General features: G+C 62.9%; 8 protein-coding genes. 5 read left to right on the top strand and 3 right to left on the bottom strand.

What is annotated here, in order from left to right; all coding sequences use genetic code 11:
* Positions 1-1111, bottom strand: a 1111-nt coding sequence (locus VJV41_RS27585; RefSeq protein WP_325339208.1) for an ImmA/IrrE family metallo-endopeptidase, incomplete at its 3' end; no start/stop codon positions are given.
* A complete protein-coding gene (locus VJV41_RS27580) occupies positions 1111-1458 on the bottom strand; it encodes a hypothetical protein (protein WP_325339206.1) in 348 nt (115 codons plus the stop codon). The genes VJV41_RS27580 and VJV41_RS27585, both read right to left, overlap by 1 nt.
* A gap of 136 nt (positions 1459-1594) precedes the next feature.
* Here VJV41_RS27580 and VJV41_RS27575 point away from each other — a divergent pair, with 136 nt between their 5' ends.
* The 4 genes from VJV41_RS27575 to mobF all read left to right on the top strand — a co-directional run bounded on the left by VJV41_RS27575 (position 1595) and on the right by mobF (position 7226).
* Entirely contained in the window at positions 1595-2017 is a 423-nt protein-coding gene (locus tag VJV41_RS27575; protein ID WP_325339204.1) for a hypothetical protein, read from the top strand.
* Positions 2014-2397 carry a hypothetical protein gene (locus VJV41_RS27570; RefSeq protein ID WP_325339202.1) on the top strand — a complete coding sequence of 128 codons (384 nt, stop codon included), beginning with the start codon at positions 2014-2016 and terminating at the stop codon, positions 2395-2397. Before VJV41_RS27575 ends, VJV41_RS27570 begins: the two co-directional genes overlap by 4 nt.
* Positions 2398-2450: 53 nt before the next feature.
* A complete protein-coding gene (locus tag VJV41_RS27565; protein WP_325339200.1) occupies positions 2451-3947 on the top strand; it encodes a ThiF family adenylyltransferase in 1497 nt (498 codons plus the stop codon).
* A 477-nt stretch (positions 3948-4424) separates the two neighbouring features.
* A complete protein-coding gene (mobF, locus tag VJV41_RS27560; protein WP_325339210.1) occupies positions 4425-7226 on the top strand; it encodes a MobF family relaxase in 2802 nt (933 codons plus the stop codon).
* A 242-nt stretch (positions 7227-7468) separates the two neighbouring features.
* Here the strand turns inward: mobF and VJV41_RS27555 are convergent, their stop codons facing one another.
* The gene (locus tag VJV41_RS27555) at positions 7469-9304 is read right to left on the bottom strand and encodes a hypothetical protein (RefSeq protein WP_325339198.1); all 1836 of its coding nucleotides are present in this window, start codon (positions 9302-9304) and stop codon (positions 7469-7471) included.
* A gap of 257 nt (positions 9305-9561) precedes the next feature.
* On the opposite strand from VJV41_RS27555, the gene VJV41_RS27550 reads away from it, so the two are divergent.
* A complete protein-coding gene (locus VJV41_RS27550; RefSeq protein WP_325339196.1) occupies positions 9562-10260 on the top strand; it encodes a hypothetical protein in 699 nt (232 codons plus the stop codon).
* Positions 10261-10991: the final 731 nt, after the last annotated feature.

Here is a 10991-nt window from a genome sequence, read left to right as displayed (position 1 = left end):
CCAAGGATTCGCGCTGCCGGCCGAAACGAGACCAGTTCCCGGTGTAATGACCAAACTGCCCCGCGACAACACCAACGGACAAATTCGTTTTATCGGCGAATCTCTCAATTTCAGCATTATTCGCCAACAATACTAATTCGCACCTTTGTCGATCAGACAAGAACGCATTCGCTGCAAAATCATCGGCAACTGTTTCTTGCTTATCATAGTCGTCACTCGCGGTTCTCGGTCGATCGAAATGCATAAATGTCGCTCGTTTCGGATGCAGCAGCACGTGTGCGATCTCGTGAATCATCGTGAACCAGAACACATCAACAAATTTGTAACGGCCGGTTAAGGCGATGATCGGGTGCGACGGCGTTGGCCACCACGTTGCACCGGATATTCGCGTTCCCGCGATCTCTGGGACAAATACCAATAGTACGCCCGCAGTCGACAGCATGTCCTGTGCGCCTCGGAAGCCTCGTTTGATGTCTAAGCGAGTTAGCGCCGGTAATCGTTCTGCGACGGCGCGCAGGCCCACTGGATCGTATTCACATGAAGTGGGCGCCAGGTCTTCAGCCTGAACCTCGGACAATCGACGCCATAAGGCCGTAGCGTAGGCGTCGACAGTAAATTTTTGACTGCGGCGGTAATTTACTTGGGGCGCTAGCCATATACGGTCAAAGGATTTTTCATCGGCGACCCTAAAGAAACGTAAAAGCGCTTCGACGCGTTCCGCCTTTTCTTTTGCAAAGTCGACAATGCCGTAACTTTGGAGCACATTTCGAGGGAATTTGTTAAGCCACCGATCCAGTCCCGCCAATGTCGTCGCTGAAGTTCGTCGTACTTTCTCCGCTTGCCATGTCGCATCCATCTGGAGTGTTATCTCGGCTGCGATGCCTAGCACGCGTTCCAGGGACACTGCGATCTCAGGAGACAAGGGCACGTGTCCGTTGATCAATTGATTGAAGTGTTTGGTGCTGATATTGGCACGCGACGCCACATCGGATTGTGAGTATTCGAGGGCGTCTAGCTCAGCTTTGATCAATGAGCCCGGCGGGACGGCCCAGTCAGGCTCGAAGCGGCTGACCACAAAGGTGGCCCCAGGATCGGGGCGTGATCCGGCCATCAGCTGACGTTTCGGAGCAAGCTGGCGCCGTCGGTATGAACGTCGTCCACACGGAGCGCCGACTCCCTCGGAGCGGCGGTCCAAAACTCTTCCTCGTCACTGAGAAGTACGCGTCCGGTCTTGGTCAGAACTGCGGCGTGCATCACTACCTCCTTGTGCTCCACGACGACACGCCCGAGCGCCGGGTCGGTGGGCCGGACCTCCATACTGCGCAGCCGGGCAACCGCACGCAGATCAGGGGCATGCCCGACAACCGAAAGCAGCAGCCGCACAGCATCGGCTGACGCAGGGCACACCTGCGTCAGCGCATCACGTGATGTGCAGATGCGGCGAAGGTCCGCCGACACCCAGGCTAGGAAAATGTGTTACCTCCGAGGTAATAACAACGTCGTGTAGAATCGGTTACCGGATACAACGAGCATACCGGCGGCCCCGCCGATCGACGGTGCCGACACGTGCTCCAACAGAACAGGAGGCCTGACCATGGCCACATTGGGCATCATCATCGACGACGTCGAGCGCACCACCGTCGACGACGACCAGGAGGCCGCGTCGTTGCTGCGCCTCGCTGGTCGCGACCCGAAGGACTACGACCTGTTTGTCGTCGATAAGCACGGCGTCGAAACGCACATCAAGGACAAGCAGATCGTGGACCTGCGCGAAGGCGAACGCTTCCGCACTCGCCGCAAGGTGCACTTCAGCATCGACGGCGAGCAGTACACGAGCTGGGACGACGACCAGGTCGCCGCCGCGCTGCTGCGGTTGGCCGGCGTCGATCCGGCCAAGTACGACCTTGCCCGGGTCAATGGTGGCGGCGGACCTGAGAAATTCTCTGACGACCAAGTGGTGCGCATCCAGGACGGCGACGAGTTCGTCACCGCCAAGCGCGCGGGGCCGGTCGAGTGACAGAGTTGCCACCGCCCGGCTCGGCGGCGCGCCGCTTCGCCGACGAGATGGCCGTCGCCGCTGCGGTTCCGGTGCGCGCCGAACCCGGCCGGTTGATGTACGACGTCCTTGCCGTCGACGGCCCATTGGCCGGGCAAATGGTCCCGACCGGCGTCAGTCTGACAGAGGTGCAGAACTGGCCCCAGGTGCCGCCGCACTGGGTCCACTTGCCCGACACCGTCGTATTCGAGACCACCAACACCGACACCACCGACTGCCCGCCCGGGTGGAAGCGCCACTCACGTCAGTTCGTGTTTACCGACATGTCGATTCCTCCGGCAATTGCGTGGCTGAGTCACGTGCGCGGCCTGCTGTCGGTGGCAATCACCCCCGCGGCGTAGCCCCACGGCCCACCGACAAGCAGAAGAGCCCGATACGTGAGGAGAAGGTGCAAATGCGGTACTCGGTGGCGATGACCGGCGCGCTGCACGTGGCGATTCGCGACCACCTGATCCGTGACGACGGCCAGGAGGATGTGCTCGCCGCCACCTACTTGCCGTCCACGGGCACGCGGCGCACGACAGCCGTGCTTAGGACCCTGATAACACCCCGCGACGGCGAGCGATTGCTGCACGGCAACGCCTCGTTCACTAGCGACTACGTCCTACGCGCCGCTGCCGAGGCTCGCGCCCGCGGCGAAGGACTGGTGCTGCTGCACTCCCACCCCTACGGACGCGGATGGCAGGGCTTAAGTCGAACCGACCACGACACCGAAGCCGACTACGAACGCGTCGCCCGCGCCTACACAAAGATGCCGCTGCTTGGCATGACCCTCGCCGGCGGCGACGACAGCTGGTCGGCCCGATTCTGGTTCGAGCAGACCCAACCGAGTTGGGCCGAATCAGTGCGCTGCGTGTCCGACAAGCTTGTCGTGACGTGGAGCGGCGAAATGAGGCCGCCGCCACGGCCGACTTCATCGCAGCAGCGAACCGTATCGGCCTGGGGAGAAAAGGCGCAGGCGTGCATCGCCCGCTTGCGAGTCCTTGTCGTCGGCGCCGGCAGTGTCGGCCTCGACGTCGCGCAGCGATTAGCCGCTACTGGACTACTCGAAGTGGGTGTCATGGACTTCGACGCCGTCGAGCCCATAAACCTGGATCGCATGATCGGCGCGACTCGGCTCGATGCCGCCATAGGCCGCACGAAGGTAGCCGTCGCTGCACGACTCATGGCCTCGGCTGCCACCGCAAACGATTTCATACCCGTCGTGCACGAGACCAGTGTCACCGACCCTGCCGGGCTGGACCTGGCGCTGGACTACGACGTGATCTTTTCTTGCGTCGACCGGCCCTGGCCACGCGCGGTGCTGAACATGACGGCCTACGCCGACCTCATCCCGGTCATCGACGGCGGCATCGCCCTCGACACATTCGCGGACGGTCGGCTCCGCAGCGGAATCTGGCGAGCCCACACCCTCGTCCCCGGCCGACCGTGCATGGTCTGCCTGGGCCAGCTCGACCTCGGCGAGCTCAGTCTCGACAAGCAGGGACTCCTCGACGACCCCACCTACATCGCGCGCGCCGGCACGCAGGCGCCGGCCGGTCAGAACGTCGCTGCACTGTCCGCAAGCGTCAGCGCCGCCCTGCTTGCCCAGTTCGTCAGCCTCGTGGCTCACCCCGGCGGCCGCGGCGTCCCCGCACCGCTGAGATACCTTCTCGCACCACACCAGCTCGAGCACTCCACCGCGACAACCGGGCAGTACTGCAGCTACGAATCCGAAACCGCGACCGCAGACCGCCGCCCGACGCTGACCGAGACTCAGGACCAATGGCGTCACGCAGTCGCTGAACGCAAACACCGGAAGTCACAGCTGCGGCTGCGGTTACTCGGCCTGGCAGAGCGAGCATTGCAAATCGCCACGGATCGCATAGTCGGTGGGCGCCCGCGGCGCTAACGGCGTCATTCTCGCCGCGGCCTGCGACTGCTCGGGCGGCCCAGCCCGTACACCAGCTGGTCGCGCCGAGTCCACGCTAGCCGACAGTGAGCGAATACCTCGGCCGTGCACCCCGGAGAGGGTAAGCGCCGTCGCCGACGTTAACTCACATTACGTCATTGCAACGCATTATGTACAAATGACGCGTCCGACGACCTCTGGTGTCGTCTTAGGTGTCGGCTGACTTGTACTCGGCCATAAAGAGATTCATTCCGCAACCACCGCATACTTCTGGCATTCAACCGATTTCCCGCTACTTCCTCGTCAATCCGGATGCATCGTTCCAAACATCCTGCCACTCAGAGCAACTCACCTCAAATACCTAATTTTCACCATGGCACATTTGCACATGGTGTGCGAAGTTTAGGGCAGCACACATTCGTGTGCCGCCTCGCAGGCGCTGTGCGCCAGGTGATCTCGATTCGGGTGGTGATCGACATGTTGACGATCGCGAAGCTGTATCGCTGGTCGATCAACTACTACAACGACACCGCCAACGCTGTCGGCCAGGCAGTCAAAGACGCCCGTAGAGCCGGCGGCGGGCTGGGGGAGTACTACACCGAACACGACACCCGCACCCCAGTCTGGTTGTGCGCAGGAGACACTCGCGCCGCCGCCAAACTGGTCGGTTTAACCGACATCCAGCGGGCCGGCTCGGAGGCCCACACCGACGTGGTGGCGCGGTGGCTCGACCATGGGGTAGCACCCAACGGAGAGTGCGGCCGCGCGTTCGGACCGCGCGGTGTGTATGGGTATGATCTGACGTTCTGCGCGCCCAAGAGCGTGTCGCTGATCCGCGCGCTGCGCGCCGACGACGTGGCCGACAAAGCCATCGCGAATGCGCACGCGACCGCCATCAGCGAGGCGATGGAATACCTTGCCGCCCATGCCGGATACACCCGCGTACACAACCCCGTGACTGGCGAGAAGGATCTCGTGAAGTTGTCTGGGTTGGTGGCGATCGCCTACCAACACGAGACCTCGCGGGCGGGTGATCCGCACCTGCATACACACGTCATCGTGCCCAACCGCCAGGCTCGCCACGACGGCCGACTGGTGTCGATTGACGGCACCTCGCTGTATCACGAAGCCCGCGCCGCCGGAGTCATCTACCAAGCCACCCTGCGCCGCGAACTGCACCGCTCGCTAGGCGTGGAATGGAACGCGCCAGACCCCGCCAGCGGCATGGCCGAGGTCGCTGGCATCACCCGCGAAACCCTCGCCGCGTGGTCGCAACGCTCCTCCCAACTGCGCCAGTGGGCGGCCGGGAACCTCGCCGTGGCAGACGCGCGCCAACTCTCACCAGGCCAGCTCGCGACCGCCCAGAAAGCGACCCGCCCGGCCAAACCTGAACAGCTCGCGTGGGCCGAGTTGCGGGCACAGTGGCGTACCGATGAGCGCGGTCTGGCGATCGATGGCGCGGCGTGGCGCCAAGGCCGCCAGGCCCGCGAACAATCCGCGTTGACACCGTTGAATCGGGATTGGTTGGTGGCCGCCGCAGAGCGCATCGAGAAGGCCGCGTTCACCCGCGCCGACCTGATCGAAATCGTCGGCGCGCAGCTGCCCGTCGACACCAAACACAGCCCTCGAACACTCGTGGAAAGCGCCGTCGCTCACGTTGCGGTTCGGCTCACCGCGCCCCGTCAACCGCATCAACGGGAGGGCCACGAACGCTTCACAACGGACGCCATTCTGGCCGAGGAGGCCTCGCTGCTCGACCTAGTCGACGCCCGCGATGTGCGAGCAAGTATGTGGGTCAAGGACATCGATACGGCGGGTCTGTCGCCGGATCAGAAACGGGCTGTGGATAACGTCGCGAAGTCGCCCTGGTTGGTGCAACCATTAAGCGCGCCGGCCGGCGCGGGCAAGACCACCTCGATGCGCGTCCTGGCCGCCATGGCGCGCCGCCGCGACAGTCGCGTTCTCGTGTTCGCGCCGACCGGCAAGGCGGTCGATGTTGCGGTGCGCGAAGGCGCCGGTGATACCGGATACACGATCGCCAAAGCTGTGCACGACTTGCAGAACGGCACCCTCGAACTGAGCCATCTCGACCTGGTGATTGTCGACGAAGCTGGCATGGTCGGGACCAGCGACCTCCACCAACTACTCACTGCGACAACGAGAGCCAGCGCTAAGTCCGTCCTCGTGGGCGACGCGCACCAACTCGCGCCCGTGAAGGCTCGCGGCGGCATGTTCGCCCAACTCTGTGAAGACCTGCCGTGGACACAAAAACTTTCGGAGGTCTGGCGCATGCACGACCGCGACGAACGCGCCGCGTCCCTCGCGCTGCGCGACGGTGGGCCAGCGCCCGTGCGCCGCGCGATCGACTGGTACCGGACACACGACCGGCTGCGCACCGGTGACGAAATCGCCATGGCCACCGATGCATTGGCCGCCTACCGCACTGATACCGCCGCCGGTAAGGACGCGCTGCTGCTGTGCGACGCAAAGGAAATGGCCGACGCGCTCAACAGCCGTATCCACCGCGACACCATCGACTCGAACTCGCCCACCGTCGGTGTCGCGCGGGGACAGCGTGTCGCGGTGGGCGACCTGATCATCAGCCGCCGCAACGACCCCACCATCCCTGTACTCGACGCCGCCCGCAACGATCCAGCAACTGACCCTGTACGTAACGGCAACCGCTGGCGTGTCTACGCCGTTGACCCCGCGAACAATCGGATCGCCGCCCGGCGCCTCGACGACGACGCCCGCACCGTCTTTAGCGGCGACTACCTACGTGAGCACATCACTTACGGACACGCCGTGACCGTGCACTCTGCCCAAGGCGTCACCTCCGACACCACCCACGCCGTCCTGGGCGAAAGCACCACCCGGGCATTGCTTTACGTTGCGCTGACACGCGGCCGCGAGTCAAACGCCGCCTACATATATCAACGCGTTGCAGGTGAAGCTGATCACCAACATCGCGACCGTAACCAGGTCGACGTGGGCCGTCGCGGCAGCGCTCGTGAGGCCGCCCTCCTCTTGCGCGACATCATTGGTGCCCACGACGAACGCGCCCGCAGCGCTCACGATGTCGGTGCACGCACGGAGCATGACCATCTTCAAGAGCCGGTTGATTCGTTCGGTGACCGACGCGTAGAAGCAGTTCGACGCCGGCGCAAGAACCATTTGAAATGGCAGGAGCAGAATCACGTTGCCACCTCAGGCAGTGAGCGATGGAGTGAACATCACCTCACCCGTACCTCGAATCCGGACCATGGCATTCAGCTGTGATCCTTCCTTGGGTGGGGATCACTGTTCGCTTCGAGGCGGCTGGCTTGTGAGAGTTTCATTACCGGGATCGAGTGAGGACACTTTGGTGATGTTGCGGCGCAAGCTGACTGCCCAGATCGACGGCGATGACCTGCCGGGCTACGCGTTGCCACTGCTGGAGCTGGGGTACCTCGAGGTGGACGTACGGGTTCACGCGATCAACGCGAAGGCCGCCGACGACGTCGACGGGCAGGCCCGACCTGTCAGAGATTTGAGACGGAGCGAGGAATCGGCGGACCGAGCTTTTGCAGCAGGCCTCGCCTCGCAACCCCTATCGAGGCACTTAAAGGGCGGTCGAGACGGTTTAAGTCGAGGAACGTTTGCGGGCGCATCGGCGCCGGTCCGGTGCAAACGGTCCGCCACTGCGCAATCAGATCGACGAACCCGGTTGGCATCCGGTGCTCTGAAACCCCTTCAAACACTTGCAGTTCGTGATATACGAGGATCCCTGGGGACCTCACGTTCGCACCGAGCTGACCCAACCGCAACTTGATGTCGATATCAGCGGACACGATCGCCGGAACGCCGGCATTGGGAACCACAACCAATGGCACAAACACAGTGTGTTCGTCGAACGTGCGTCCCTCCCAGCCGTTGGCCACGAGCAGGTCCTTCGTGGACTGCAGCTGCTTGAATTTCTTGTTGACGAACGTGTCCTCCAGGTCGGCCTGGTAGTCCTCGGGATCGGCGAACCCCTGTGCCGCCTTCTCGTCAAGCCAGTGGTTGGTAGCGTCTACCAATAGACAAGTGTTGTCCCACAGCAGCACCCAGTCACACACGGACGGGGTCTGCCCACCCTTCGCCCACGCCTGCTGCATCTCAACTTCAGTGATCAGCTTGATTTCCGGTCGGGCACGGCGCATCGCGCGGCGGAACAAATACCCCACACCGGCCTCGAACACATAGTTCATCGCCAGGCTGAACTGCTCGCCGGGAAGAGTCTTTTCGGTGCCGAATTCGAAGAAGGCCTGCCAGTACAGCTGGGAGCCGCAAAACCGGTCGAGCACCCAGGCGGGTCGCAACACGATGTACTCGCCGTCGGCGATCTCGATCAATGGACATTCGGTGAACGTGTATCTCCGGTGCGCGAGAAATCCCTTCGACCGCTCCTTCGCGAGCCGCTTGCGGTAGTCCTTGATCGACAGCAGCGCCGACGACCGCAGCAATCCGAGCACAGTCGGATCAACTGTGCCCTCGAGTGCGCTGGCGCTGAGGGCCACCTCGCCGCCCTTCGTGCGATCCCACAACAGCAGGCCCATCCGAATGACTTCGCGTAGAGGAGCTTTCGTTGCGTTTAGAAATGCTTCTTCTGGGGTGTCGCCGATGAGGTCGTGCGGAGCCGCATTGGGCCACGGCTTGAACCACGTGTCGTACGTATCGCCCAAGACGAGGTGGGGCATCGGAGTCGCCGCGGCCTGCATGCGGGCGAAGTCGTGAGACATCTGCCGCTGCAGCTCCTTGAGGACCATTTCATCGTCGGCGGTCATCGCGGCGTTGTAGGCCACGAGATCGTCGTCACTGGGCGGCCACGACGTGAAAAAGTCCGGACGGGCCTGAGCCTCTTGATCACCGTTGATGGACAGCACGAGGTGAACGAAATCGGCTTTTCCCAAGGCGATGGGGCTCCCATCGCCGGCGTCGTCCGGACACCATTCGATCACTTCACGAATCAGCTGATTCAGAGCCGGCGGCGGCATTAGCCGGCTGCCCCTACTCATGGGCGGTTTGACCTTCGCGGCGAGATCGCCGCCCAAATTTGCGACGAAACGCTTCTCGAACGCCCCCTCGCGCGAGTAGAGCGCTTCGGTGTCGAGACTGGCATAGGTCGAGCAGACGAACTGTAGTGACGGCTGAAGCGCATACTTGCTCAGCACGTCTTTGCGCCGGTCCTCGTCGAGATGCTCGACGTCGATGCTCGTCGCGGTAATGCATTGCGCACCAATGTCCATCGCAGTGAGCTTTAGGAACGCTTCGTACTGCTCCTGGGAGGCAAACCACGGCGGCGCCTGTTTCGGAATACCTGCCGCAGGATTAGCCATAACATGGAAGCTACGAGCGGGTGCCAGACACCGCTGCTGCGGCGCGCCGCAACACAAAATGAAGATTCGTTGAGAATCCGTGACCGGACCATAGCGGCGCACGCGGGTACGCGCCAGAGGCGCGCCGTAGTGCGTTTCGGGTTCATTTGCGGTCGGCCGTGATAGGGGTTATGCGGTGGGGGCGTGGAGGCGGTCCGCACGCCCACATTCGGCTTCTTGCACCTGGGTTGTCGAGGCCAGCGTTACCATCGACCAATATGGGGGATGAAGGGGAGGACGCTGCCCCGACGGGGGTAGCTCCGACCGAGCTTGGCTCGGCCATCGAAGAGACCGAGGCGCACACCGCGTGGTCGCTCGACGACGGCGAGGACTGGCCAGAGCAGCGACTTACGCCCGCCCGGATCACCTGGATGGTGGTCGCAGGGAGCGTCGTCGTTATCGCGGTCGCTAGCACGGTGGCATGGATGGTGTTGCACGACAGGTCTGAGCCGGCGGCCGGGCCGGTGCCTACGTCTTCGGTGCAGCCGATGCCGCCGTCGACCCCGGTGGCCGCTTCCCCATCACCGTCCTCGACCGCGCTCCCTCCCCGCCCTCAACCGGCCGCACCTGTCACGCTGCCCATGGACGCCTACGGGCAGGTGCACGTCCGAACCGTCTCCGGCCGGACCGTCTGCGCGATGACCGCCGGCGACGTTCAATGCAACGTGCAATTCACCAACAGGCTCGGGCCGATCTACAACGGGATGCCCGTCTCCGGCGTCGGCGTCAACTCACGCGGTGCCTGGCAATGGCGATACGGCGACCCCGGGGACCCCGACTACGTGACCATGGTCTATGGAACGGTCTACCACGCCATGGGCTGGATCATCACCCCAAGCAGCCAGGGCACGACATTCATGTACGACGCGACGGGACACGGGATGACGATAAGCGTCGACGGCTTCGCGACGTTCTGAACAACAGCTGCACCCGTCGACGACATCGACTGCCGCGGCCCAACAACCGCGCCGAGGGCGGACTTGGCACGGTTACGTCCACGCCGTGAATTTCTTCGTGATCCCAAACTATGTGGTTATGTCCCTACACATTTCGGTCATCCATTATTCATCGGTTATGAATGGGATCCGACCGGAATCCGCGGGCCATCGTTGAGAACTGAGCTGCACCGGAATCCCTTGCGGCACTGGGAGATAACCGGCCGTCACGAGACGTGACGAGAACCGTTAGAACATAATCCATTGGTCGCGGGTTCGAGCCCCGCCCGCCCCACTCCTTTCTGTATGACGTCGGCTGATGCTTGACGTTTTGTCTTCGGTTGATGCCTGACAGTGTTTCGGCTGATGCTTGACAGTTGCTTCGGTTGATCCTTGACACCCGACAAGCCGTCCGTCACGACGCAGTTGACGGGCGCCGAACGCGACCGCCTGGTCCCCATATTTGCCAGCACACAGGCACCTATGACGCGTAGCGTCGCCGAACCGCTCGGAACATTCGAGTTCTTGCTGACGAGGTGGGCGATAGCAATTTTGACGTTAGCGTCACGGAGGGTGCCGCCGCCGGGTTGTATAGCAGTTGTATATAGCTCGCACCGAGCGAAAACGGGGGGAACATGATTCGGGCATCTGCGACTGGCTTGGCCGTCGCTGCAGTGTTGGTTGGCGCAATCGTGGCGGGTTGCGGCGGCGGC

Origin of the sequence: Mycobacterium sp. (assembly GCF_035274705.1) — a bacterium.
Classification (GTDB): Bacteria; Actinomycetota; Actinomycetes; order Mycobacteriales; family Mycobacteriaceae; genus Mycobacterium.
This window is presented reverse-complemented; position numbering and strand designations above follow the sequence as displayed.

What these genes read in the sequence shown, in the direction of transcription:
- VJV41_RS27575 (WP_325339204.1), top strand. Translation starts at nt 1,595, where the DNA reads ATGGCCACATTGGGCATCATCATCGACGACGTCGAGCGCACCACCGTC.
- VJV41_RS27565 (WP_325339200.1), top strand. Translation starts at nt 2,451, where the DNA reads ATGCGGTACTCGGTGGCGATGACCGGCGCGCTGCACGTGGCGATTCGC.
- mobF (WP_325339210.1), top strand. Translation starts at nt 4,425, where the DNA reads ATGTTGACGATCGCGAAGCTGTATCGCTGGTCGATCAACTACTACAAC.
- VJV41_RS27555 (WP_325339198.1), bottom strand. Translation starts at nt 9,304, where the DNA reads ATGGCTAATCCTGCGGCAGGTATTCCGAAACAGGCGCCGCCGTGGTTT.
- VJV41_RS27550 (WP_325339196.1), top strand. Translation starts at nt 9,562, where the DNA reads ATGGGGGATGAAGGGGAGGACGCTGCCCCGACGGGGGTAGCTCCGACC.